The sequence below is a fragment of the Streptomyces morookaense genome (assembly GCF_013030945.1).
Taxonomy (GTDB): Bacteria; Actinomycetota; Actinomycetes; order Streptomycetales; family Streptomycetaceae; genus Streptomyces; species Streptomyces morookaensis.
The window spans coordinates 135,050-158,957 of the sequence record NZ_JABBXF010000002.1 but is presented as its reverse complement, the minus strand read 5'-3'; the positions used below and the strand labels follow the sequence as shown (position 1 = coordinate 158,957).

The window sequence follows — 23,908 nt, the reverse complement described above, 5'->3', positions numbered from 1 at the left end:
GCCCGGACCATGCGCGTCCGGGCCCACTGCAAGTGCTCGGTCAGCGGCGGGCGTTGCCGTCGTCCGCGGAGCCGGAGGCGAAGGCGGCGGTGCCGTTGGGGGTGCCGAGGCCCGTGGGGCCGTCGTAGCCGGGGCCCGCGTTGCACAGGTAGGACGGGCTGCAGCTGCCGTTGGAGCCGCTGGTCACGTCGTTGAGCGCCGAGGGGTGGGCGTACGGGTACGAGGCCGGGTACGTGCCCGCGGCCGGGGTGCCGGCCAGTGCGTACACGGAGGCGATGATCGGCGACGAGGCGCTGGTGCCGCCGTAGACGTTCCAGCCGCTCGCCTGGTAGCTGTCGTAGACCGCGACGCCCGTGGCGGGGTCGGCGACGGCCGAGACGTCGGCGACGCTGCGCTTGGTGCAGCCGGTGTCCTGCTGCCAGGACGGCTTCGGGTCGTACGCGGAGCAGCCGGAGCCCGCGCCCTGGCCGCCGAAGCTCGAGCCCCACACCGACTCGGACCAGCCGCGGCTGCTGCTGTCGCGGGTGAGCGAGGTGCCGCCCACGGCCGTCACGTACTGGGAGGCCGCCGGGTACTCGACGCCGTAGCCGCTGTCGCCGGAGCTCACGGTGATGGCGACGCCGGGGTGGTTGAAGTAGGAGGAGTCGGAGGCGGGGTCGGTCGCGTCCTCGTTGCCGCCGTAGCTGTTGGAGACGTACTTGGCGCCCATGGTGACGGCGCGGTTCACGGCCGCGCCGAGGTCGTCCATGGTGGCGCTGTTCGCCTCGACGAGCAGGATGTGGCACTGCGGGCAGGCGGCGCTGACCATGTCGACGTCGAGGGAGATCTCGCCGGCCCAGCCGGAGTCGGCGGTCGGGTAGCTGGTGCCGCCGTTCTGGTCCGCCTTCTGGAAGCACCCGTTGGCGGTGCTGCACTCGGGCAGGCCGTACTGGGCGCGGTAAGTGGCCAGGTCCTGCTCGGCGTTGGGGTCGTCGTACGCGTCGACGATGGCCACGGTGGCGCCGGAACCCGCGCCGGAGGGCAGGTTGTAGGCGCTCTGGAGGTCGGCCGGGCTCAGGCCGGAGGGAGCGGCGTCGTCGGTGATGCCGAGGTGCTGTTCGACGTCGGTACGGACCAGACCCAGGCAGTGCATCTGTCCCGGCCTCGTGCTCTCGGAGCAGAGCTGCCGGACGTGGGGGCCGTCCGCGGTGTGGGGGGAGACGGCGGCGGACGATGCGGGGGCGGCGGCTATGAGACCGCCGCTGACCAGGGCCGCGAGGGAGAACAGGGCGGCGACGGCGCGGCCGGCGGGCCGTCTGGAGCCGGGGGAGCCGGACTTCGTGGAGTGCATGGACGTGCCTCCATGGGGGGTGTCCGTCTGCGGTGCAGACGGGCCGATGATGTTGAGGGCATGACAATCAAGCCCTCCGAAAAGTGCCACCCCGGTGAGTGGTGGCACTGACCCGAAAGTAGCGACGCCCCCTCCGGTCGACAACAGCCTTACGGCAAAGGCTTGTTATGCATGCAGCTCCGGTGGGTTCGCGTTGATCGCCGGCGGATAGCGTGGTCGTCATGGAGCCGGAGCAGGAAACCGTCGCCGGCCTCGTGGCGCTCGGGCTGTCGCGGTACGAGGCACGCGTCTACCAGGCCCTGGTCAGACGCGAGACGTTCACGGCCGCCCAGGTGTCCCGCGAGGCCGGGGTGCCCCGCCAGCGGATCTACGACGTCCTGGACGCGCTCACCCGCAGCGGCCTGGCCACGGCCCACGGCGGGCGGGTCGCCACCTGGTCCGCCGTCGCCCCGGAACTCGCCCTCACGCGGCTGATGGCACGCCGCAGGGAGACGCTCGAAGAGCTGGAGCGCGTCTCGGCCGGACTCGCGGCGGCCCTGCTGCCGCTCTGGACCGACGGCCGCACGCACACCGACCCGCTCGACTACATCGAGGTGCTCCGCGACCCCGGCGCCATCGCCGACCGGTTCGCCGACATCCAGACCCAGGCCACCGGCGAACTCCTCACCTTCTGCCGGCCACCCTTCGTCGCCCCCACCCGCAACACCGCCGGCATCAAGGCGGCCCGCCGCATCAGCCGCGCGGGCGGCACCGTCCGTGCGGTCTACACCCGGGACGCGCTCGACGACCCGGAGCTGAAGGAAAGCGTCCTGCGCTTCGGCCAGGCGGGGGAGGAGGCCCGCTTCACCGCGGAGCTGCCGCTGAAGCTCGTCGTCGCCGACGCCTCGCTCGTCCTGTGCGACATGCCCGACCCGGTGGCCGGCACCGGCTCCACCACCGCCCTCTACATCGAGCACCCGGCCCTGGCATCCTGTCTCCGCCTCGCTTTTCAGACGGTTTGGGACCGTGCTGCGCCGAACGCGTGACATAGGTCGCATAACCCGTTCACCGTGATCGCGGACGGAAGATTAGACTCGACGGGATCATTAGTCAGCGTCGACCGACACTCAAGGAGGCACGGGTGGCCCTGCTGACCCGCATCGGGGGACCGCGCGACCTGGACCGGCTCGGCCCGGAGCAGCTCGACCGGCTGGCCGCGGAGATCCGTTCCTTCCTCGTCGACGCAGTCGCCAAGACCGGCGGCCACCTCGGACCCAACCTCGGCGTGGTGGAGCTCACCATCGCCCTGCACCGGGTGTTCGACTCCCCGAAGGACAAGATCCTCTTCGACACCGGCCACCAGGCCTACGTCCACAAGCTGCTCACCGGCCGCCAGGACTTCTCCCGGCTGCGCGCCAAGGACGGCCTCTCCGGCTATCCCTCCCGCGCCGAGTCCGAGCACGACGTGATCGAGAACAGCCACGCCTCGACGGTCCTGGGCTGGGCCGACGGCCTCGCCAAGGCCAACGAGGTGCGCGGCCGCAAGGACCACGTCGTCGCCGTCATCGGCGACGGAGCGCTCACCGGCGGCATGGCCTGGGAGGCGCTGAACAACATCGCCGCCGCCAAGGACCGCCCGCTCGTCATCGTCGTCAACGACAACGAGCGCTCCTACGCGCCCACCATCGGCGGCCTGGCCAACCACCTCGCCACCCTGCGCACCACCGACGGCTACGAGCGCTTCCTGGCCCGCGGCAAGGATCTGCTGGAGCGCACCCCCGTCCTCGGCAAGCCCCTCTACGAGACGCTGCACGGCGCCAAGAAGGGCCTCAAGGACTTCATCGCCCCGCAGGGCATGTTCGAGGACCTCGGCCTGAAGTACGTCGGCCCCATCGACGGCCACGACATCGAGGCCCTGGAGTCCGCCCTGCAGCGCGCCAAGCGCTTCAACGGTCCCGTCCTCGTCCACTGCCTCACCGAGAAGGGCCGCGGCTACAAGCCCGCCGAGCAGCACGAGGGCGACCGCTTCCACGGCATCGGCGTCATCCACCCCGACACCGGCCTCCCCGTCTCCTCCGGCGGCACCAGCTGGACCTCGGTCTTCGGCGAGGAGATGGTCAAGCTCGGCCGCGAGCGCGACGACATCGTGGCCATCACCGCCGCCATGATGCAGCCCGTCGGCCTGCAGCCCTTCGCCAAGGCCTTCCCCGACCGCGTCTACGACGTGGGCATCGCCGAGCAGCACGCGGCCGTCTCCGCCGCGGGCCTCGCCACCGGCGGCCTGCACCCGGTCTTCGCGGTCTACGCGACCTTCCTCAACCGCGCCTTCGACCAGGTCCTGATGGACGTCGCCCTGCACAAGTGCGGCGTGACGTTCGTCCTGGACCGCGCCGGCGTCACCGGTGACGACGGCGCCTCGCACAACGGCATGTGGGACATGTCGATCCTCCAGGTCGTCCCCGGCCTGCGGATCGCGGCCCCGCGCGACGCCGACCAGGTGCGCGCCCAGCTGCGCGAGGCCGTCGAGGTCAAGGACGCCCCCACGGTCGTGCGCTACTCCAAGGGCACCGTCGGCCCGGCCGTCGAGGCCGTCGGCCGCATCGGCGGCATGGACGTCCTGCGCCGCCCCGCCGAGGGCACCGTCCGCCCGGACGTGCTCCTCGTCTCCGTCGGCGCGCTCGCCCCGATGTGCCTGGAGATCGCCGACCTCCTCGACAAGCAGGGCATCTCCACCACCGTCGTCGACCCGCGCTGGGTCAAGCCGGTCGACGAGGCGCTGCCCGGGCTCGCCGCGGAGCACCGCGTCGTCGTCACCGTCGAGGACAACGGCCGTGTCGGCGGCGTCGGTTCGGCGATCGCCCAGGCCCTGCGCGACGCGGGCGTCGACCTCCCGCTGCGCGACTTCGGCATCCCCGCCCGCTTCCTCGACCACGCCTCCCGCAAGGAGATCATGGCGGAGATCGGCCTCACGGCGCCGGACATCGCCCGCCAGGTGACGGGTCTGGTGGCCAAGCTGGACGGACGCCTGGACGACGACGCCACGGCCTCCGACGCGGAGCCGGTGCGGGACTGAGACGCCCCCGGACGGGCCGGAATCAGGCCGTCCGGCGTTCGAGGCACCCCTCCATAGGGTGAATCCTGCACGGGGGTGGCCGTTGCCACCCCCGAGCGGGTTCCATCATCGCGGAGACTCGCGACGGTGGAGGTGAGCCGATGACCCGCGGTACGCGCGGCATGTTCCGGACGAAAACGGTCGAGCAGTCCATCCAGGACACCGAGGAACCGGAACACGCGCTCAAAAAGTCCCTCTCCGCACTCGACCTCACGGTGTTCGGCGTCGGTGTCGTCATCGGCACCGGCATTTTCGTGCTCACCGGAAAGGTCGCCAAACAGAACGCAGGGCCGGCCGTGGCGCTGGCCTTCGTCCTCGCCGGCATCGTGTGCGGCCTCGCGGCCCTCTGCTACGCGGAGTTCGCCGCCACCGTCCCGGTCGCCGGGTCCGCGTACACCTTCTCGTACGCCACGCTCGGCGAACTGCCCGCGTGGATCATCGGCTGGGACCTGATCCTGGAACTGGCGCTGGGCTGCGCCGTGGTAGCCGTCGGCTGGTCCGGCTACATCCGGTCGCTGCTGGACAATGCCGGCTGGCACCTGCCGGCCGTGCTCAGCGGCCCGCACGGCGGCACCTTCGGCTTCGACATCCTCGCCTGCGCCCTGGTCCTGGCACTGACCGTCATCCTCGTCGCAGGAATAAAGCTCTCCTCGCGGGTGACCGCGGTGGTGGTCGCGGTCAAGGTCACCGTCGTCCTCATCGTCATCGTCGTGGGCGCCTTCCTGATCAACGGCGACAACTACAGGCCGTTCATCCCGCCCGCGCAGGGCACCTCCGGCAACAACGGGCTCGCCGCACCGCTCTCGCAGCTGATCTTCGGTTTCACCCCGTCGAACTTCGGCGTCATGGGCATCTTCTCGGCCGCCGCCATCGTCTTCTTCGCCTTCATCGGCTTCGACATCGTCGCCACCGCCGCCGAGGAGACCCGCAACCCCCAGCACGACGTCCCCCGCGGCATCCTCGGCTCGCTCGCCATCTGCACCGCGCTGTACGTGGGCGTCTCCGTCGTCGTCACCGGCATGGAGAAGTACAGCCGGCTCTCCACGGAGGCACCGCTCGCCGACGCGTTCAAGAGCCGCGGGCAGCCCTTCTGGGCCGGGCTGATCAGCTTCGGCGCCGCGATCGGCCTGACCACCGTCTGCATGATCCTGCTGCTCGGCCAGAGCCGGGTGTTCTTCGCCATGAGCCGCGACGGGCTGCTGCCGCGGTTCTTCTCGACCGTCCACCCGCGCTTCGGCACCCCCTACCGCTCGACGATCCTGCTGGGCGTGGTGGTCGCGGTGGTGGCGGGCTTCACCTCGATCGACGTCCTGGCCGAACTGGTCAACATCGGGACGCTGTTCGCGTTCGTCGTCGTCGCGCTCGGCGTGGTCATCCTGCGCCGTACGCGGCCGGACCTGCCGCGGGCCTTCCGCACCCCGTTCGTCCCGGCCGTGCCGGTGCTGTCGGTGACGGCGTCGGTGTGGCTGATGCTCAACCTGCCCGCGGAGACATGGCTGCGGTTCGCGGCCTGGATGGTGCTGGGGGTGGCGGTGTACTTCGCGTACGGCCGCAGGCACAGCCGGGTGGGCGCCCGGAACGCCTCGTAAGAGGCGTGACTATCGGACGGCGCGAGGCCCCACGACGTCCGCACCCAGTGCCCGCACTCGGGAACGCAGCTCCCGGTCGGCGGTGACGACGATGCACCGCCGCCCGGGCGCCCGGGCGGCGACGAGCTCCACGATGCGGTCGTCCCCGCTGCCCGCAGCGGCGACGACCTGCACGCCGGGCACCGGGGCGACACCCCGGGCGGCCCCTTCCACGACGAGCACGATCTCCAGCGGTCCGGTCGGCGGCTGCACAGCTCCGGCCGGCAGCCCGTCCGCCGCGAGCCGGTCACGCAGACGCTCGGCGGCGCCGGCGCGATCGCGCCACCAGCCGTCGGGCACGGAGCCGACGACATTCGCCGCATCCACGACAAGAAGCGCAACATGATCGTTCACGGGGGACAGCCTCGCACGCCCGGGGGCCCGCGAGGCGTGCAATGTTAGGGTCGGGCGTCGGCAAAGCCGACGAACTCCCCGACGAGAGAGGCTGACAGCGAGTCATGGCAGTGCGGACGGCCGCCCCCACCACCGGCTGGTTGCTGAGGGGCAAGGACGGCCGGCTGACGGCCTACGCCCCGGCCCAGGACGGCCTCACGCGCTGGACCGAGACCCGCCCCGGCGGCCCCGGCTGGAGCGGCCCCCAGCACCTGGCGATGCCCGGCCTGGAGCCGTACCTGTCCATAGCGCAGACCCCCGAGGGGTATGTGTACCTGACCGGCCTGCGCCGCCGGGAGCACGAGGACGGCCGGGCCGAGACGGACGTCGTCTACACCACCCAGTTCCAGACCGGCCGCGCCGTCACCAACTGGCGCACGATCGGCACCCCCTACGGCCGCGACTGGGAGCGCGCCGACCAGATGGGCGCCCCGACCGCCGTCGTGGACGCCGAGGGACTCTTCATCGCCCTGCGCAACGCGGGCAACGGGCTCAGCGCGCGCAAGCAGGATGCCAAGGGCATCTGGGGCCCTTGGCTGGATCTGCACGGCAGCCGGCTGCTCGACACGGTGTCCGCTGCCGCTACCGGTGACGGGCGGGCGGAGCTGCTCGCCGTCTCGAGCGAGGTCGTCCTGCGCTGGCGCCAGGAGGAGCCGGGCGGTGAGTTCGTCCGGACCCTCAACACCCCTGCCAAGCCGGTGCCCGGCTCGCTGGCGTCCGTGTCCCTCGGGGACGGGCGCGTCGCGCACTTCTGGCGGGACGCCGCCGACTCCGCCTTGCTGGCGCAGTACCCGGAGGCCGGCCAGGAAGGCGCGGAGGCCCCGGCCCCGGTGCCGCTGGCCTCGCCCGACCCGGGTGGGTCGGGGCCGGTGGCTGCGCTGCGCGCGGCCGTTGACGGTCGGCTGTGCCTGGTGCTGGCTCAGCGTGCGGCTTCCGGGCGGGTGGCTGTGGCTGTCGTGCCGGATGGGCAGGATGATCCTGCCGCCGTGTCGTGGGCGGAGGTGGGTACCGAGCCCTGCGCCGGTGCGCCGGCGCTTGCGCTCGACGGGGACGAGCGTGTTGTTCTGGCGTTCGTCGCCGAGGGCGGGGGGTTGCGGGTGGCCCGCCAGCGGGCCGCTGGCGCGGAGCTCGAGTTCGGGGAGTGGGAGCGGGCCTAGCCGGGGCGTGTCCGGCGGATCTTGCTGCGCCCCGTAGGGGCGCGGGGAACTGCGCGACCGGCCACGACGTGCCCGCAGTCGAGGTCCCCGGGGCTGCGCCCCGGACCTCTGGGGTGGTGCGTCGGCTGCGGGCGGGTGGGGGCTGATCGCGCAGTTCCCCGCCCCCCTACGGGGCGCAGCCCAACTCGAAAAGGGCCGCGCGAACTGCGCGGCCCTTTTCGACGTTGCCCGTTACGCCGGGACGCTCGCCACGCCCTGCGGCAGGAACCGCTTGCCGTTCACCCGTTCCGAGATGCCCTCGCGGTCCAGGTACGGCGTGAGGCCGCCCAGGTGGAAGGGCCAGCCGGCGCCGGTGATCAGGCACAGGTCGATGTCCTGGGCCTCGGCGACGACGCCCTCGTCCAGCATCAGGCCGATCTCCTGCGCGACCGCGTCCAGGACGCGGGCGCGGACCTGCTCCTCCGTCAGGACCGTGTCGCCCTGCACCAGGAGGGCCGCGACCTCGGGGTCCAGCTCCGGCTTGCCGGAGTCGTAGACGTAGAAGCCGCGCTTGCCGGCCTTGACGACCGCCGCCAGGTTCGGGGAGACCTTGAAGCGGTCGGGGAAGGCGGCGGCCAGCGTCTCGGAGACGTGCAGGCCGATCGCCGGGCCGACCAGCTCCAGCAGGACCAGCGGGGACATCGGCAGGCCCAGCGGCTCGACGGCCTTCTCGGCCGTCTCGACCGGGGTGCCCTCGTCGATGACGTTCTGGATCTCGCCCATGAAGCGGGTCAGGATGCGGTTGACGACGAACGCGGGAGCGTCCTTCACCAACACGGCCGTCTTCTTCAGGGACTTGGCGACCGCGAACGCGGTGGCCAGCGCCGCGTCGTCGGTGCGCTCGCCGCGCACGATCTCCAGCAGCGGCAGGATCGCGACCGGGTTGAAGAAGTGGAAGCCGACGACCCGCTCGGGGTGCTTGAGCTTCGACGCCATCTCGGACACCGACAGCGAGGAGGTGTTGGTGGCGAGGATGGCGGTCTCCGGGACCACCGCCTCGACCTCGGCGAACACCTGCTGCTTGACGCCCATCTCCTCGAAGACGGCCTCGATGACGAAGTCCGCGTCGCCGAAGGCGGCGGCCTTGTCGAGGGAGCCGGACACCAGGCCCTTGAGGCGGTTGGCCTTGTCCTGGTTGATACGGCCCTTGCCGAGCAGCTTGTCGATCTCGCCGTGGACGTAGCCCACGCCCTTGTCGACGCGCTCCTGGTCGATGTCGGTCAGCACGACCGGCACCTCGAGGCGGCGCGCGAAGAGCAGCGCCAGCTGCGAGGCCATCAGGCCGGCGCCGACGACACCCACCTTGGTGACCGGGCGGGCCAGCGACTTGTCCGGGGCGCCGGCGGGGCGCTTGCCGCGCTTCTGCACCAGGTTGAACGCGTAGATGCCGCTGCGCAGTTCACCGGACATGATCAGGTCCGCGAGGGCCTGGTCCTCGGCGTCGAAGCCCTGGCGCAGGTCGCCGTTCTTGGCCTGGGCGATGATGTCCAGCGCGCGGTACGCGGCCGGGGCGGCGCCGTGCACCTTGCCGTCGGCGATGAAGCGGCCGCGCTCGACGGCCCGGTCCCAGGCCTCGCCGCGGTCGACCTCGGCCCGGACGACCTCGGTGGTGCCCTTCAGGACGGAGGCGGTCCAGATCAGCGACTGCTCCAGGAAGTCCGCACCGTCGAAGATCGCGTCGGCGATCCCGAGGTCGAAGACCTGCTGGCCCTTGAGCTGCTTGTTCTGGTTGAGCGAGTTCTCGATGATCACCGAGACCGCGCGGTCCGCGCCGATGATGTTCGGCAGCAGGGTGCAGCCGCCCCAGCCGGGGACGAGGCCCAGGAAGACCTCGGGCAGCGAGAAGGCCGGGAGCGCCCGCGACACCGTGCGGTAGGTGCAGTGCAGGCCGACCTCGACGCCGCCGCCCATGGCCGCGCCGTTGTAGTACGCGAACGTCGGGACCGCGAGGGCCGCCAGGCGCTTGAAGACGTCGTGGCCGCCCTTGCCGATGGCCACCGCGTCCTCGTGGCGCTTCAGCACCTCGAGGCCCTTGAGGTCGGCGCCGACGGCGAAGATGAACGGCTTGCCGGTGACACCGACGCCGACGATGCCGCCCTCGGCGGCCTCCTTCTCCACCTGGTCGATCGCCGCGTCGAGGTTGGCGAGCGACTGCGGGCCGAAGGTGGTCGGCTTGGTGTGGTCCAGGCCGTTGTCCAGCGTGATGAGGGCGAACTTGCCCGCGCCCTGCGGGAGGTCGAGGTGGCGCACGTGCGCCTGCGTGACGACCTCGTCGGGGAAGAGCTCGGCCGCGCCCTTCAACAGATCGGCGGTGGTGCTCACTTGCCCTCCCAGTGGGGGTTCTCCCAGATGACCGTGCCGCCCATACCGAAGCCGACGCACATGGTGGTGATGCCGTAGCGGACGTGCGGCTGCTCCTCGAACTGCCGGGCCAGCTGCGTCATCAGGCGGACGCCGGACGAGGCGAGCGGGTGGCCGAACGCGATGGCGCCGCCGTACTGGTTGACGCGCGGGTCGTCGTCGGCGATGCCGTAGTGGTCCAGGAGCGAGAGCACCTGCACCGCGAAGGCCTCGTTGATCTCGAACAGGCCGATGTCGTCGATCGACAGGCCCGCCTTGGCGAGCGCCTTCTCGGTCGCCGGGACCGGGCCGATGCCCATGACCTCCGGCTCGACACCCGCGAACGCATAGGCGACCAGGCGCATCTTGACCGGCAGGCCCAGCTCGCGCGCCACGTCCTCGGAGGCGATCAGCGAGGCGGTGGCACCGTCGTTGAGGCCGGCCGCGTTGCCCGCGGTGACCCGGCCGTGCGGACGGAACGGGGTCTTCAGAGAGGCCAGGCCGTCCAGCGTGGTGCCCGGGCGCATCGGCTCGTCGGCGGTGGCCAGGCCCCAGCCGGTCTCGCCGCCGTCGGGAGAGGTGCGGCGCACGGAGATCGGCACCAGGTCGGCCTGGATCTTGCCGTCCGCGTAGGCCTTGGCGGCCTTCTCCTGGCTGCGGACCGCGTACTCGTCGGTGCGCTGCTTGGTGATGTGCGGGAGGCGGTCGTGCAGGTTCTCCGCCGTCATGCCCATGAACAGGGCGGACTGGTCGACCAGCTTCTCGGAGACGAAGCGCGGGTTGGGGTCCACGCCCTCGCCCATCGGGTGGCGGCCCATGTGCTCGACGCCGCCCGCGACGGCGATGTCGTAGGCACCGAAGGCGATGCCGCCGGCGACGCTGGTGACGGCCGTCATCGCACCGGCACACATGCGGTCGATGGAGAAGCCGGGCACCGACTGCGGGAGGCCCGCGAGGATGCCGGCGGTGCGGCCCAGGGTCAGGCCCTGGTCACCGATCTGGGTCGTGGCGGCGAGGGCCACCTCGTCGATCCGGGCCGGGTCCAGGTCCGGGTTGCGGCGCAGCAGTTCCCGGATGCACTTGACGACCAGGTCGTCGGCGCGGGTCTCGTGGTAGATGCCCTTCGGGCCCGCCTTGCCGAACGGGGTGCGGACGCCGTCGACGAAGACGACGTCCCTAGCGGTACGAGGCACGTTGGCTCTCCTCCAGATGCGGGGTCGCTGCGCTCGGGCATGCCGGAACACGGGTACGCCACGGCGCGGAAGCTCACCGTCATGCTACTTGCGGGTAACCATGCTGCCCAGCCCTCTGGCGGGGAGCGTCGCAGATCACACGCCGGCTGCCTTTCCCGCTGGTCCGGGTACGCCGACGGGCCCGGACCGCCGCCTGGGGCGGGGCCGGGCCCGTCGGGTGAGGAGGATCAGGCCGCGGCCGTGCGCAGCGCCGTGACCAGCACCGGAGTCACCTGTTCCACCTGCCAGGGGCGGGCGCCGTGGGCCGCGAGGACCTCGGCGACCGCCTCCGGGGTGGGGTCCTTCGGCGGCTCCCAGCACAGCCGGCGCACGGTGTCCGGGGTGATCAGGTTCTCCTGGGGCATCGTCAGTCGCTCGGCCAGTGCGGAGACCGCGGACCGCGCCGCCAGCAGCCGGGCGGCCGCGACCGGGTCCTTGTCCGCCCAGGCGCGCGGCGGGGGCGGGCCCGTGAGCGGCTGGCCGGGCTGCGGGAGTTCCGCCTCCGGGATCGCCCGGGCCCGGTCGATGGCCGACTGCCACTGTTCCAGCTGCTTGCGGCTCATCCGGTGCCCGAAGCCGGGCAGGGCCGCCAGGGCGTGGGTATTCGGCGGCATGTTCAGCGCCGCCTCGACGATCGCGCCGTCGCCCAGGACCTTGCCCGGCGAGACGTCGCGCCGCTGGGCGACGTGGTCGCGCACGTTCCACAGCTCCCGCACCACGGCCATCTGCCGGCGCCGGCGCACCTTGTGCATGCCGGAGGTGCGGCGCCAGGGGTCCTTGCGGGGCGGGGCCGGCGGGGCGGCGGCGATGGCGGCGAACTCCTGCCGGGCCCACTCCAGCTTGCCCTGCCGCTCCAGCTCCGCCTCCAGGGCGTCGCGCAGGTCGACGAGGAGTTCCACGTCCAGCGCGGCGTAGCGCAGCCAGGGGTCGGGCAGCGGGCGGGTGGACCAGTCGACGGCGGAGTGGCCCTTCTCCAGGGCGTACCCGAGGACGTTCTCGACCATGGCGCCGAGCCCCACCCGCGCGAAGCCCGCGAGCCGGCCCGCGAGCTCGGTGTCGAACAGCCGCGTCGGCACCATCCCTATCTCGCGCAGGCACGGCAGGTCCTGGGTGGCGGCGTGCAGCACCCACTCGGCGTCCGCGACGGCGTCGCCCAGGGCGGACAGGTCGGGGCAGCCGACCGGGTCGATCAGGGCCGAGCCGGCGCCCTCGCGGCGCAGCTGGACGAGGTAGGCGCGCTGGCCGTAGCGGTAGCCGGAGGCCCGCTCGGCGTCGACGGCGACGGGGCCGGTGCCCGCGGCGAAGGCGGCGACGACATCGGCCAGGGCGTCGGGGTCGGCGACGACCGGGGGAATGCCCTCACGCGGCTCCAACAGGGGGATCGGCGCCGTTTCGACGTCGGCCGGAGGGGCGCCCCCGGGGGTTCGCAGTGTCGCTTCTGCTGCGGTGTCTTGGGCGTCGGTCACCGGTCAAGGGTATCCGTGCATGGCAAGCGCCCGTCGCCGGAACGTTCCGGCGACGGGCGCGGTGCGGTCGGGCGGGGTCAGTGGATGATGCCGGTGCGCAGTGCCACGGCGACCATTCCGGCCCGGTCCCCGGTGCCCAGTTTGCGGGCGATCCGGGCCAGGTGGCTCTTCACGGTGAGTGCGGACAGCCCCATCGAGACGCCGATGGCCTTGTTCGACTGGCCCTCCGCCACCAGCCGCAGGACCTCGACCTCACGGCCGGACAGTTCGCGGTAGCCGCCCGGGTGCCCGGGCGCCCCGGGCGGGCGGCGTTGCATCCGGGCGGCGGCGGAGCCGATGGGGGCGGCTCCGGGGCGGCCGGGGACGCCGAGGTTGGTACGGGTTCCGGTGACGACGTAGCCCTTGACGCCGCCCGCGAGGGCGTTGCGCACGGCGCCGATGTCGTCGGCGGCGGACAGGGCGAGGCCGTTGGGCCAGCCGGCGGCGCGGGTCTCGGAGAGGAGAGTCAGCCCGGAACCGTCCGGGAGGTGGACATCGGCGACACAGATGTCGCGCGGGTTGCCGATGCGCGGGCGGGCCTCCGCGATGGACGAGGCCTCGATGACGTCGCGCACTCCCAGGGCCCACAGGTGGCGGGTGACCGTGGAGCGGACCCGGGGGTCGGCGACGACGACCATGGCCGTCGGTTTGTTCGGGCGGTAGGCGAGGCTCGCGGGTTGCTCGAGGAGAACGGACACCAGGCCTCCATGGGGGAGTGGCGGGGACGGGTGCCGACTTTGGGGATAAGCCGGGCGATCCGTGCAGGAAGGGTCACAAGGTCCTTCGGCACTCAAACGGCCCGGCTTTAGGGAATGATCACGAATTGGTGAGTAACAATTCGGGCAATTGAGACGATTGCCCTATCAGGGATGCCCGATCAGCGGTACCGGAACACGATTCCTTGACGAACGTGAACGACGCGAGGGACCGCCGGAACAGTCCGGCGGTCCCTCGGCGAATCAACGGATCGGCGGCTCAGCGGCTCTGCGGGCCCCGGCGCTGAGGCAGCGTCACCACACCCGCCTCCGGGGCGCCGCCCGGCGGCAGCCCCGCGATCTGGCAGAGCAGGTCGCACCACGCCGACAGATGCGCCGCCGTGTCCGGCACGCCCTGCCCCGACGCCGGAACCGCCGGCCCCGGCCGTACCGGCGACCACGACGCCCGGATCTCGATCCGCGTCGACGGCTCGCGCTCCTGCAGCCCCCCGAAGTAGTGCGAGCTCGCCCGCGTCACCGTCCCGCTGATCGCCGCGTACGGCACCCGGCGCGCCTCCAGCGCGCCCGTCAGCCAGGACCAGCACACCTCGGGCAGCAGCGGGTCCTCCGCCATCTCCTCCTCGAGGTCGGCGTGGATCAGCGTCACCAGCCGGAACGTCCCGCCCCACGCCTCGTGGCCCGCCGGGTCGTGCAGCAGGATCAGCCGGCCGTCCGCCAGCTCCTCGTCGTCCACGACGACCGCCGCCTCCAGCGCGTACGAGAAGGGGGCGAGCCGCTGCGGGGGAGGAGTGGCGTCCAGCTCGATCTCCGGCCGCAGCCGGACCCCTTGGAGCCCCGCGACCGCCTGCCGGAAGACGGACGGGATGCCCTCCCCATCCGCGTCGTCCGGACCGTCCGAGAGGTGTCCCTGCGCCGCAGCCATGCCCGGAAGACTAGGCGGAAGGACGCGCGGTTCCGGGTAGGGACACCCACATGGGCGGGTCACTCGTTCGGCCCGTGCGAAGATTTGGGACATGAGTGAGCGCAGCCAGCAGCAGACGGGCCGCACCGCGGCACACGATTCGGCCTTCCTGAAGGCGTGCCGGCGCGAAGCCGTCCCGCACACGCCGGTCTGGTTCATGCGGCAGGCGGGGCGTTCGCTGCCCGAGTACCGCAAGGTCCGCGAGGGCATCCCGATGCTCGATTCCTGCATGCGCCCCGAGCTCGTCACCGAGATCACCCTGCAGCCCGTCCGCCGCCACGGCGTCGACGCGGCCATCTTCTACAGCGACATCGTCGTGCCGCTCAAGGCCATCGGTGTCGACCTCGACATCAAGCCCGGGGTCGGCCCGGTCGTCGCCGAGCCGGTGCGCACCCGCGCCGACCTCGACCGGCTGCGCACGCTCGACCCGTCGGACGTCCCGTACGTGACCGAGGCCATCGGCATGCTCACCGCCGAGCTGGGCAGCACCCCGCTCATCGGCTTCGCCGGCGCCCCCTTCACGCTCGCCAGCTACCTCATCGAGGGCGGGCCCTCGCGCAGCTACGAGCGCACCAAGGCCATGATCTACGGCGACCCGGAGCTGTGGCGCGACCTCGTCGACCGGCTCGCGGACATCACCGCCGCGTTCCTGCGCGTCCAGATCGAGGCGGGCGCGAGCGCAGTCCAGCTCTTCGACTCCTGGGCCGGCGCCCTCGCCCCCGCGGACTACCGCCGGTACGTGCTCCCTGCCTCCGCCAAGGTCTTCGACGCCGTCGCCGGTTACGGCGTGCCGCGCATCCACTTCGGCGTCGGCACCGGCGAGCTGCTCGGTCTCATGGGCGAGGCCGGCGCGGACGTCGTCGGCGTCGACTGGCGCGTCCCGCTGGACGAGGCCGTCCGCCGCGTCGGCCCCGGCAAGGCACTGCAGGGCAACCTCGACCCGGCCGTCCTCTTCGCCCCGACCGAGGCCGTCGAGGCCAAGACCCGCGAGGTGCTGGACGCTGCGCGGGGTCTGGAGGGGCACGTGTTCAACCTCGGGCATGGTGTGATGCCCAACACCGACCCTGACGCGCTGACCCGGCTCGTTGCCTACGTGCACGAGCAGACCTCGCGCTGATCTTCAGCTGCGGGCCGGTGGGGGTTGCTCGCGCAGTTCCTCCCCCAGCTACCGCTGGGGGTACCCCCGGCGCCCCTTCGGGGCACGGGGTTCCAGGAACACTGTTTCTGCCTCGCCCCGTAGGTGTACGTCGAAGCGGTACCCCGCCCCATCCGGCTTCGCCAGCAGTGTGCCGCGTCGCTCCCTCGGGACCGTTCGCAGCAGCGGGTCGTTCTCCGGCAGCGTGAAGTAGACGCGCGTGAACAGGTGGTGGGTCAGGCCCCGGGCGAAGACGCACAGCGCCACGTACGGCGCGCCGCCCGGTGGCAGGGTCCGCAGGGTGTAGTGGCCGTCGTCGTCGGTGGGGACGCGGGCGAAGCCGGTGAAGCCGGCGCCGCCCTGCCAGAACTCCAGCAGGGCGTCCGGCACGGGCTGCCCCGCACCGTCCCGCACGTATCCGTGCACGGTGACGGTGTCCGGGTGCCCGGCGGGTGCGGGGTCGCTGCCGCCGGGGAACGGCGGCAGGCCGATGTGGAAGTACGGGCCGATCGTCTGCGAGGGCGTCGCGGGCATCAGCGGCTCCCCAGCACGATGTCCCAGCGGTAACCGAGCGCGTACATCGGCTCGTCGAGCGCCGGGTCGTGCGCGGCGACCAGGGACCGGCGGGCGGCCGGGTCGGGGACCGCGTGCAGCACCGGGTCGTACGCCAGCAGCGGATCGCCCGGGAAGTACATCTGCGTCACCAGGCGCTCGGTGAACGCCGTGCCGAACACCGAGAAGTGCAGATGCGCCGGCCGCCAGGTGTTCGCGCACTCCTCCAGGGGATAGGCCCCCGGGCGGATCGTGGTGAAGCGGTACCAGCCCTCGTCGTCGGTCAGACAGCGGCCCGTGCCGGTGAAGTTGGGGTCGAGGGGCGCGGCGTGCCGGTCGCCCCGGTGGACGTAGCGGCCCGCGGCGTTGGCCTGCCACAGCTCCAGCAACTGGCCGCGGACCGGGCGGCCCTGTCCGTCCAGGACCCGCCCGGCCACGACGATGCGCTCGCCGATCGGCTCGCCCGGATGCTGCCGGGTCAGGTCGGCGTCGAACGGGCCCACGTCCGCCGTGCCGAAGACCGGCCCGGCCGCCTCGACGGCGTCCGGGTCGGGGACGAACGGTATCGGCGGCCGCTGCGGGCGCCGGTTCTCCAGCCCGCGGTAGCGCGGGGTTGCCTGTTCCGTCAGAGGTTGAGGTGCCGTCATGACTGAGCCCTACCCCTGACGGACCGCTCATCCGCCGCCGGTTTCCGGTCAGTTCGGGTCAGCGTTCGAGGACCACGGCCTGGCCCTGCCCCACCCCGATGCACAGCGCCGCCAGGCCCGTGCCCGAGCCCGCGGCCGCCAGCTGGTGGGCGACGGCACCGGTCAGCCGGGCGCCCGAGCAGCCCAGCGGGTGGCCGACGGCGATGGCGCCGCCGCGCGGGTTCACGATGCCCGGGTCGAGGTCGGGCCACTCCGCGAAGCAGCCCAGCGCCTGGGCGGCGAAGGCCTCGTTGAGCTCGAAGTGCGTCACCTCGGCGAAGCACCGCCGCGCCTTGGCGAGCGCCCGCCGCACCGCGTCCACCGGCCCGAGCCCGTACAGGTCCGGCTCGATGCCGGTGACCGCAGTGGACCGCACCCGGGCGAGCGGCTCGCGGCCCGTCTCGCGCAACCCGTCCTCGTCGCACAGCAGCAGCGCCGCCGCACCGTCGCTCAGCGGCGAGGAGTTGCCCGCCGTGACCGTGCCGCCCTCCCTGCGGAAGGCGGTCTTCAGCGCGGCGAGGGCCTCCGGCGAGGTGGCGTCGCGGATGGACTCGTCCCGCGCGAGCGACACCCCCGGCACGGGCACCACCTCGGCCGCGTACGCGCCCTCCCGCCACGCCCGCGCCGCCTTCTGGTGACTGGCGAGCGCGAATGCGTCCTGCTCGGCCCGGCCGATGCCGTGCTTCTCGGCGATCAGCTCGGCGCCCTCGCCCAGCGACACCGTCCACTGCGGCGGCATGGCCGGATTGGTCATCCGCCAGCCGAGCGTGGTCGAGTACATCTCCTGGTGCCCCGCAGGGAAGGCCCGTTCGGGCTTGGGCAGCACCCAGGGGGCGCGGCTCATCGACTCCACACCGCCCGCGATCACCACCGACGCGTCGCCGAGCGCGATCGCGCGGTACGCCTGCACGACGGCCTCCATCCCGGACGCGCACAGCCGGTTGACGGTCGCGCCGGGCACCGACACGGGCAGCCCGGCGAGCAGCACGGCCATGCGGGCCACGTTCCGGTTCTCCTCGCCCGCGCCGTTGGCGTTGCCCAGGACGACGTCGTCGATGCGGGCCGGGTCCAGCGCCGGCGACCGGCCGACCAGGGAGCGGACGACGTGCGCGGCGAGGTCGTCGGGGCGGACGCCCGCGAGCGCGCCGCCGTACTTGCCGACGGGCGTGCGGACGGCGTCGACGATGTACACATCCCGGATGCGGTCGGTCATGGGGTCTCCGTAAACGGTCGTTGATCGCTGCGCGCGAGTCTCGGCCGGGGACCGGTGGCTGTCAATGGGGTTGCCGACCGCGGCCGTACGGCGATTTGAGACAGTGGACCCATGAGCGCAGCGCACACCTCCTCGCGGCATGTGGTCGTCGTCGGCGGCGGAATCTCGGGGCTGGCAGCGGCCCTCCGGCTGCTGGAGGGCGGGGTGCGGGTGACGCTCCTCGAAGCCTCCGGCCGGGTCGGCGGCAAGCTGCACGCGGGCGAGATCGCGGGCATGCCCGTCGACCTGGGCGCCGAATCGGTGCTGGCGCGGCGGCCGGAGGCCGTCGGCCTCGCGCGCGCCGTCGGCCTCGGCGACCGGCTGCAGCCGCCCGCCGCCACCGCGATGCTGTGGACCCGCGGCGGCCTGCGGCCGCTGCCGCAGGGCCACATGATGGGCGTCCCCGGCGACCCGGCCGCGCTCGCCGCCTCCGGCGTCTTCTCCGCCGAGGGCCTCGCCAGGATCGCCCGGGACGCGGAACTGCCGCCCACCGAGGTCGGCGAGGACGTCGCCATCGGCACCCATGTCGCCGAGCGCATGGGCCGCGAGGTCGTCGACCGGCTCGTCGAGCCCCTGCTGGGCGGCGTCTACGCGGGCGACGCCTACCGGATCTCGATGCGCGCCGCCGTGCCCCAGCTCTTCGAGGCCGTCCGCACGCACCGCACGCTGACCGAGGCCGTACAGGCCCTGCAGGCGCGCGCCGCGAGCGCACCGCAACAGGCCGGTCCCGTCTTCCAGGGCATCGAGGGCGGCATCGGGCAACTGCCGCTCGCCGCCGCCGACGCCGTGCGCGCCGCCGGGGGCGGGATCCGCACCGGCACGCCCGTCCGCTCGCTCGCCCGCGGCGCGGACGGCTGGAGCGTGACGACCGACGCGGGCGTGCTCGCCGCCGACGCCGTGGTGCTCGCCGCACCCGCGCCCACCGCCGCGGCCCTGCTGGCGGACGCGTCCCCGGCCGCCTCCGCCGAGCTCGCCGCCGTCGAGTACGCCTCCATGGCGCTCGTCACCATGGCCTTCCGCCGCTCCGACGTCGAGGGGCTGCTGCAGGGCAGCGGTTTCCTCGTCCCGCCCGTCGACGGGCGGACGATCAAGGCGTCCACCTTCTCCAGCAACAAGTGGCGCTGGAACGCGGAGGCCGACCCCGGCCTCTTCGTGCTGCGTACCTCGATCGGGCGGTTCGGCGATGAAGACGACCTGAGCCGCGAGGACGCCGATCTGGTATCGCTGTCGCTCAAGGATCTCGGCGAGGCCGTGGGCCTCGCGGCGGCCCCGGTCGACAGCCGGGTCACCCGCTGGGACCGCGGACTCCCGCAGTACCCCGTCGGCCACCTCGGCCGTGTCACCCGCATCCGCGCCCACGTCTCCCGGCTGCCCGGCCTGCGGGTGTGCGGCGCGGCCTACGACGGGGTGGGCATCCCCGCCTGCATTTCCAGCGGACAGCAGGCCGCCGGCGAGGTACTCGCCACCCTGACGGCGCGCGACGAGGGCGGCGAGTGAGAATAGGGACATGACTGACGCCCCTGTGAAGACCCCGAACGCCGGCAAGAAGGCCAAGGACCTCAACGAGGTCATCCGCTACACCTTGTGGTCGGTGTTCAAGCTGCGCGACGTACTCCCGCAGGACCGGGCGGGCTGGGCCGACGAGGTCGAGGAGCTCTTCGCCCAGCTCGCCGAGAAGGACGTCACGGTGCGCGGCACCTACGACCTGTCCGGGCTGCGGGCCGACGCCGACGTCATGATCTGGTGGCACTCCGAGACCGCGGACGCCCTCCAGGACGCCTACAACCGCTTCCGCCGGACGAACCTGGGCCGCGCCCTGGAGCCCGTCTGGTCGAACATGGCCCTGCACCGGCCCGCCGAGTTCAACAAGTCGCACATCCCGGCGTTCCTCGCCGACGAGACCCCGCGCGACTACGTCAGCGTGTACCCCTTCGTCCGCTCCTACGACTGGTACCTGCTGCCCGACGAGGACCGCCGCCGCATGCTCGCCGACCACGGCAAGATGGCCCGCGGCTACCCGGACGTGCGGGCCAACACGGTCGCGTCGTTCTCGCTGGGCGACTACGAGTGGATCCTGGCCTTCGAGGCGAACGACCTCCACCGGATCGTCGACCTGATGCGCCACCTGCGTGCATCCGAGGCGCGCATGCACGTGCGCGAGGAGGTCCCGTTCTACACCGGCCGCCGCAAGGCCGTCGCGGACCTGATCGCGGGCCTGGCGTAAGGCCGAACGCCGAGGGGCCCGGGAGCGCGCCGCTCCCGGGCCCCTCGGCCGTTCTCAGGACGGGCGGGGCTCCGCGCGCGGTGCGCAGTACACGCGGCGGGCGGGGAGGCGTCCCGTCAGCAGGTAGGTGTCCAGGTACCGGTTGACGCACGCGTTGGGGCCGCCGCCGATGCCGTGCGTGCCCGCACCGCGCTCGGTGACCAGGGCCGACCCCGGCAGCCTCTTCTGCAGCTCCAGCGCCCCCCGGTACGGCGTGGCCGCGTCCCGTTCGGCGGCCAGCAGCAGCGTGGGCGGCAGGGCGGAGCGGCGCCCGACGCCGACGTCGACCACCCGCTGCCGGGGGCCCTGCCAGAAGGCGCACGGCAGGTTCATCCAGGCGTTGCTCCACGTCTCGAACGGCGCGTGCTTGGCGAGCCGGGTGTTGTCCTTGTCCCACACCTCCCACGACCTGGGCCAGGCCGCGTCGTTGCACTCGACGGCCGTGTAGACCGCGTTCTCGTTCTCCGACGACGCCGCGGTGTTCGCGTCGGGTGGCGAGGCGATGGCCAGCAGCGGCCCCTCGTCGCCGTGCACGTAGGCGGAGAGCGCCCGGGCGTCGCGCGCCCAATGGCTGTCGCTGTAACCGGACTTGAGGAGTGCGCCCTGCAGCTGGCCGGGGCCGACCACGCCGCCGGCCGGGTGGTGCTCCAGCTGCCTGCTCGCCTTCTCGTACGCGGCCAGCACCTGCTCCGGGCGGCGGCCCAGGTGGTAGACGGTGTCGTGGCGGGCCACCCAGCGGCGCCAGTCGCCGAAGCGCCGGTCGAAGGCGGCGGACTGGTCGAGGTTGTTGCCGTACCAGATCTTGTGCGGATCGGGGTTGACCACGCTGTCGAAGACCATGCGGCGCACGTGCCCCGGGAAGAGCGTCGCGTACAGGGCGCCGAAGTAGGTGCCGTAGGAGGCGCCCACGTAGTTGAGCTTCTTCTCGCCGAGGGCGGCCCGCAGGACGTCGAGGTCGCGGGCGTTGTTGATGCTCGTGAAGTACCGCAGGGACGACCCGTTCCGGCGCGCGCAGCCCGCCGCGTACGAACGGGCCTGGGCGATCTGCTTCTTCTTGAACGCGGCCGACGGGTGCTCCGGGGCGGCGCTGGGCCCGCCGTCGAAGCCTGCCGCGTCGGCGCAGGAGACGGGGGCGGAGCGGCCGACGCCGCGCGGTGCGTAGCCGACGATGTCGTACGCCTCGGCCACGTCCCGCCAGGCGGGCAGGCCGGCGATGAGCGGGTAGAACATGCCGTTGCCGCCGGGCCCGCCCGGGTTGAACACCAGGGCGCCCTGCCGGTCCTCGCCCGTGGCGCGGTGGCGGCTGACGGTGAGTCTGATCTGCCGGCCGTCGGGGCGGGCGTAGTCCAGGGGGACCAGGACGGTGCCGCACTCGACGGTGCCCGGCAGTCCTTCGACGGCCGGGCAGCTGTCGAAGTCGATGCCCCGGACCGCTGCGCGCTGGGCCGCGACGGTCTCGCCGCGGGCCTCGGCGGCGGTGCTGCCCGGGGGCGCGGTGCCGGTGGCGGTGGCCGGGACGGCGGGGAGGCCGGTGAACCCCGTGAGGATCAGTGAGCCGATCGTGCCGTACAGGGCTGCTGCTTTCACGGGGCCATCCCTCCGATGATTGTGCGATAAAGGGGATAATTGGGATGGCGGTTGGCGAAGTAAAGCACCGTCCCGCGATGTCGGGCCAATGCGCCCGAAGAGACCTGAGGGACGGGGAAGGGCCTTCCGTCAGCCGCAGCGGCGGCCCTCGTCGATGCAGCGCACGACCGTCGCCATCAGCTGCCGCGGCATGACGTCCGCGAAGTCCGCGTGGTCGGTGACGGGTTTGCGCAGCTGCTCGGGAAAGCTGTCGACGGCGAACGCCGGGCCGCGCGGCACGGTGTAGGCGAGCTCCATCCGCAGCTGCGGCACGGCAACGGTGCCTGCTGCGCAGCGGCCTGACGCGGCATCGGGGAAGCGGAGGTGGGAGCGGTGGTCCGCGCTGTCCGGGTGCTGCCCGTCCCAGCAGCTGGGGAAGTCCAGCAGCCGGACGACCCGGCTGCCGCGCGGGCACAGCGGGTACCGGTCGGTGAAGTGCCGCCCGGCGACGCCGGTGCAGCCCCAGCGGGCCCGGGCGTTCGCGGTCCCCGCGGTGAACGCCTTGGCGTCGCCGGTGATCGCGCGGAGCCCCTCGGGCATGGCGGTGACCGGGGCGGCGGGGTTGCCGCGGAAGGTCAGGGCGACGCTGTCCGGGGTGAGGATGCGGCCGGAGTTCTGTCCGCCGGAGCCGCGGACGTCGCGGAGTACAGGCCAGAAATATGCGGACTTGTCGCCCCGGGCGCAGGTGGTGCCGGAGGCCTGCAGGGAGATGTCCGTCGAGAAGGCGTCGGTGGAGAGGTTGCCGACGTAGTCGTGGACGTGGTGGGCGCCGTTCGCGACGCCGGGCGTGACGATGAAGTTGTCCGGGTTGCGGTGGCCGTTCCCGTTGCGGCCGCAGCGGGCGGTGAAGGTACCCGTGGACGCCTCGGGGCCGGGTGCCGGGGCGGGGGCGTCGCGGGGGGCCCGGCGGATGTCGGCGAAGTCGGCGGGGGAGGGGCCCGCGTGGGCGTGGCCGGGGCCGTTGTCGGTGGCGGACGGCACACTGGACGGTGCCTGGTGGGCGGAGGCGCTGCCGGTGACGGCGGCGAAGGCGGCCGCCGAGCCGAGCAGGGCCAGTAAGGCGACGAGGACCAGGTGCGTGCCGCCGGGACGGCGGCGGTGGTGGGTCGGCATGGGCTCATTTCTCCGAGGGGGAGGACGAGGGGGAGGGGGAATCCGGTGCAGGAACCGGCGGCCGGGGCAGCCGGGAGGCGAGGGCGTCGAAGTCGACGAGACCCGTGTCCTCCAGCACCTTCATGTGGTCGAGGACGGTCGCGTTGGCGTCGTCGGCCAGCTCGCGCACGGCCGAGTTGCGGGTGGCCGCCCGCACCTGCCCGACGAGGGCGAAGACCTTGCCGTGCGCGAGCCGCAGGGTGTTGGCGAACTCCCGGTCGTACGCGTCGCCCTGCGCGGCGTCGAGCCGGGTGAGCCAGTCGCGCTGCTCGGCGGTCGGCTGGCTGGGCAGGGAGAGCCCCAGCCGGCCGGCCACGTCGCGCACGTGCTTGTCGAGCGCGGAGTGGCCCTCCACGAGGTGCTCGCCCGCGTGCCGCACGGCCGCCGTCGTGCCGCGCGCCATGGCCTGCTGCCCGGCCGGCATCTCCCACAGGCCGGCCTGCCGGACGCGGGTGACGAAGTCGCGGTCCGCGGCGGACAGCGGCCCGTAGCGGGTGGGGACGGACCCCGCCGCGAGGCCGACGGTGACCGTTCCGGTGCGGGGGTGGTAGGTCCAGAGCGGGAAGAGCAGCGCGGCCAGGGTCGCCGCCAGGGCGGCGACGAGCAGACCGGTTCCGGTGCGGGAACGCATGGCGCCTCCTGAGCATGATCGCGCCTCGAAGGGGCGCGAGGAACTGCGCGACGAGCCACGACGGGCCCGCAGTTGACGCACTGCATTCGCCGGGCCCGCTTGATGCGGCGGCACCGCACGCTAGACGTCCGGGGTTGATCCCCGAGGGCATTCGCCGGGCCCCGGCAGCCCGGCCGGGCCGGCAAGGCGGGGCTGACCTGGGGTGCGACCCGGTTGCAG

The 23,908-nt window shown here is 72.9% G+C and carries 20 protein-coding genes; 7 read left to right on the top strand and 13 right to left on the bottom strand.

From position 1 onward, the window contains the following. Nucleotides 1-40: 40 nt before the first annotated feature. A complete protein-coding gene (locus tag HG542_RS01590; RefSeq protein WP_171078137.1) occupies nt 41-1,330 on the bottom strand; it encodes a S53 family peptidase in 1,290 nt (429 codons plus the stop codon). 221 nt (nt 1,331-1,551) lie between these two features. Between HG542_RS01590 and HG542_RS01585 the strand changes: the two genes are divergently transcribed. The 3 genes from HG542_RS01585 to HG542_RS01575 all read left to right on the top strand — a co-directional run bounded on the left by HG542_RS01585 (nt 1,552) and on the right by HG542_RS01575 (nt 6,010). Next, nucleotides 1,552-2,355, top strand: a complete 804-nt coding sequence (locus HG542_RS01585; RefSeq protein WP_171078136.1) for a TrmB family transcriptional regulator — start codon at nt 1,552-1,554, stop codon at nt 2,353-2,355. A gap of 95 nt (nt 2,356-2,450) precedes the next feature. After that, complete coding sequence (gene dxs, locus HG542_RS01580; protein ID WP_171078135.1) at nt 2,451-4,382, top strand: 1-deoxy-D-xylulose-5-phosphate synthase; 1,932 nt, start codon at nt 2,451-2,453, stop codon at nt 4,380-4,382. A gap of 140 nt (nt 4,383-4,522) precedes the next feature. Continuing rightward, entirely contained in the window at nt 4,523-6,010 is a 1,488-nt protein-coding gene (locus HG542_RS01575; protein WP_171078134.1) for an amino acid permease, read from the top strand. 9 nt (nt 6,011-6,019) lie between these two features. Here HG542_RS01575 and HG542_RS01570 read toward each other — a convergent pair whose 3' ends face one another. Further along, nucleotides 6,020-6,403 carry a PIN domain-containing protein gene (locus HG542_RS01570; RefSeq protein WP_171078133.1) on the bottom strand — a complete coding sequence of 128 codons (384 nt, stop codon included), beginning with the start codon at nt 6,401-6,403 and terminating at the stop codon, nt 6,020-6,022. A gap of 104 nt (nt 6,404-6,507) precedes the next feature. Here HG542_RS01570 and HG542_RS01565 point away from each other — a divergent pair, with 104 nt between their 5' ends. Beyond that, on the top strand, nt 6,508-7,599 hold the full coding sequence (locus tag HG542_RS01565) for a PLL family lectin (RefSeq protein ID WP_171078132.1): 1,092 nt from the start codon (nt 6,508-6,510) through the stop codon (nt 7,597-7,599). Between the two features lie 231 nt (nt 7,600-7,830). On the opposite strand, the gene HG542_RS01560 is transcribed toward HG542_RS01565, so the two are convergent. The 5 genes from HG542_RS01560 to HG542_RS01540 all read right to left on the bottom strand — a co-directional run bounded on the left by HG542_RS01560 (nt 7,831) and on the right by HG542_RS01540 (nt 14,353). Beyond that, nucleotides 7,831-9,960 carry a 3-hydroxyacyl-CoA dehydrogenase NAD-binding domain-containing protein gene (locus HG542_RS01560; protein WP_171078131.1) on the bottom strand — a complete coding sequence of 710 codons (2,130 nt, stop codon included), beginning with the start codon at nt 9,958-9,960 and terminating at the stop codon, nt 7,831-7,833. Beyond that, the gene (locus HG542_RS01555; RefSeq protein ID WP_171078130.1) at nt 9,957-11,171 is read right to left on the bottom strand and encodes a thiolase family protein; all 1,215 of its coding nucleotides are present in this window, start codon (nt 11,169-11,171) and stop codon (nt 9,957-9,959) included. The genes HG542_RS01560 and HG542_RS01555 overlap by 4 nt, the downstream gene beginning before the upstream one ends. A gap of 227 nt (nt 11,172-11,398) precedes the next feature. Further along, the gene (locus HG542_RS01550; RefSeq protein WP_171078129.1) at nt 11,399-12,676 is read right to left on the bottom strand and encodes an HRDC domain-containing protein; all 1,278 of its coding nucleotides are present in this window, start codon (nt 12,674-12,676) and stop codon (nt 11,399-11,401) included. Between the two features lie 77 nt (nt 12,677-12,753). After that, complete coding sequence (locus HG542_RS01545) at nt 12,754-13,413, bottom strand: response regulator transcription factor (protein WP_086571339.1); 660 nt, start codon at nt 13,411-13,413, stop codon at nt 12,754-12,756. Between the two features lie 277 nt (nt 13,414-13,690). Continuing rightward, the gene (locus HG542_RS01540) at nt 13,691-14,353 is read right to left on the bottom strand and encodes a DUF3000 domain-containing protein (protein ID WP_171078128.1); all 663 of its coding nucleotides are present in this window, start codon (nt 14,351-14,353) and stop codon (nt 13,691-13,693) included. A 91-nt stretch (nt 14,354-14,444) separates the two neighbouring features. Between HG542_RS01540 and hemE the strand changes: the two genes are divergently transcribed. Further along, the gene (hemE, locus tag HG542_RS01535; protein WP_171078127.1) at nt 14,445-15,509 is read left to right on the top strand and encodes a uroporphyrinogen decarboxylase; all 1,065 of its coding nucleotides are present in this window, start codon (nt 14,445-14,447) and stop codon (nt 15,507-15,509) included. 48 nt (nt 15,510-15,557) lie between these two features. Here hemE and HG542_RS01530 read toward each other — a convergent pair whose 3' ends face one another. From HG542_RS01530 to HG542_RS01520, 3 genes are read right to left on the bottom strand one after another with little or no spacing between them, the layout of a single operon-like run. Next, the gene (locus tag HG542_RS01530; protein ID WP_229922774.1) at nt 15,558-16,061 is read right to left on the bottom strand and encodes a peptidase associated/transthyretin-like domain-containing protein; all 504 of its coding nucleotides are present in this window, start codon (nt 16,059-16,061) and stop codon (nt 15,558-15,560) included. Further along, on the bottom strand, nt 16,061-16,726 hold the full coding sequence (gene pcaH, locus HG542_RS01525; protein ID WP_171078126.1) for a protocatechuate 3,4-dioxygenase subunit beta: 666 nt from the start codon (nt 16,724-16,726) through the stop codon (nt 16,061-16,063). Before pcaH ends, HG542_RS01530 begins: the two co-directional genes overlap by 1 nt. Nucleotides 16,727-16,784: 58 nt before the next feature. After that, entirely contained in the window at nt 16,785-17,978 is a 1,194-nt protein-coding gene (locus HG542_RS01520; RefSeq protein WP_171078125.1) for a thiolase family protein, read from the bottom strand. Between the two features lie 111 nt (nt 17,979-18,089). On the opposite strand from HG542_RS01520, the gene hemG reads away from it, so the two are divergent. Next, nucleotides 18,090-19,514, top strand: a complete 1,425-nt coding sequence (gene hemG / locus HG542_RS01515) for a protoporphyrinogen oxidase (protein ID WP_171078124.1) — start codon at nt 18,090-18,092, stop codon at nt 19,512-19,514. A 10-nt stretch (nt 19,515-19,524) separates the two neighbouring features. Next, nucleotides 19,525-20,241 (top strand): hydrogen peroxide-dependent heme synthase, encoded by a 717-nt coding sequence (gene hemQ / locus HG542_RS01510; protein WP_171078123.1) that lies wholly within the window; start codon nt 19,525-19,527, stop codon nt 20,239-20,241. A gap of 54 nt (nt 20,242-20,295) precedes the next feature. On the opposite strand, the gene HG542_RS01505 is transcribed toward hemQ, so the two are convergent. From HG542_RS01505 to HG542_RS01495, 3 genes are all read right to left on the bottom strand, one after another. Then, nucleotides 20,296-21,867, bottom strand: coding sequence for an alpha/beta hydrolase (locus HG542_RS01505; RefSeq protein ID WP_171078122.1), 1,572 nt, complete (start codon nt 21,865-21,867; stop codon nt 20,296-20,298). 129 nt (nt 21,868-21,996) lie between these two features. Then, the gene (locus tag HG542_RS01500) at nt 21,997-23,019 is read right to left on the bottom strand and encodes a DUF1996 domain-containing protein (RefSeq protein ID WP_190076280.1); all 1,023 of its coding nucleotides are present in this window, start codon (nt 23,017-23,019) and stop codon (nt 21,997-21,999) included. 4 nt (nt 23,020-23,023) lie between these two features. Next, on the bottom strand, nt 23,024-23,689 hold the full coding sequence (locus HG542_RS01495) for a DUF4142 domain-containing protein (RefSeq protein ID WP_171078121.1): 666 nt from the start codon (nt 23,687-23,689) through the stop codon (nt 23,024-23,026). Nucleotides 23,690-23,908 lie beyond the last annotated feature (219 nt).

Coding starts and splice junctions, on each gene's coding strand:
- HG542_RS01590 (WP_171078137.1), bottom strand. CDS start 1,330: ATGCACTCCACGAAGTCCGGCTCCCCCGGCTCCAGACGGCCCGCCGGC.
- HG542_RS01585 (WP_171078136.1), top strand. CDS start 1,552: ATGGAGCCGGAGCAGGAAACCGTCGCCGGCCTCGTGGCGCTCGGGCTG.
- HG542_RS01575 (WP_171078134.1), top strand. CDS start 4,523: ATGACCCGCGGTACGCGCGGCATGTTCCGGACGAAAACGGTCGAGCAG.
- HG542_RS01565 (WP_171078132.1), top strand. CDS start 6,508: ATGGCAGTGCGGACGGCCGCCCCCACCACCGGCTGGTTGCTGAGGGGC.
- HG542_RS01540 (WP_171078128.1), bottom strand. CDS start 14,353: ATGGCTGCGGCGCAGGGACACCTCTCGGACGGTCCGGACGACGCGGAT.
- hemE (WP_171078127.1), top strand. CDS start 14,445: ATGAGTGAGCGCAGCCAGCAGCAGACGGGCCGCACCGCGGCACACGAT.
- HG542_RS01530 (WP_229922774.1), bottom strand. CDS start 16,061: ATGCCCGCGACGCCCTCGCAGACGATCGGCCCGTACTTCCACATCGGC.
- pcaH (WP_171078126.1), bottom strand. CDS start 16,726: ATGACGGCACCTCAACCTCTGACGGAACAGGCAACCCCGCGCTACCGC.
- HG542_RS01520 (WP_171078125.1), bottom strand. CDS start 17,978: ATGACCGACCGCATCCGGGATGTGTACATCGTCGACGCCGTCCGCACG.
- hemG (WP_171078124.1), top strand. CDS start 18,090: ATGAGCGCAGCGCACACCTCCTCGCGGCATGTGGTCGTCGTCGGCGGC.
- hemQ (WP_171078123.1), top strand. CDS start 19,525: ATGACTGACGCCCCTGTGAAGACCCCGAACGCCGGCAAGAAGGCCAAG.
- HG542_RS01500 (WP_190076280.1), bottom strand. CDS start 23,019: ATGCCGACCCACCACCGCCGCCGTCCCGGCGGCACGCACCTGGTCCTC.
- HG542_RS01495 (WP_171078121.1), bottom strand. CDS start 23,689: ATGCGTTCCCGCACCGGAACCGGTCTGCTCGTCGCCGCCCTGGCGGCG.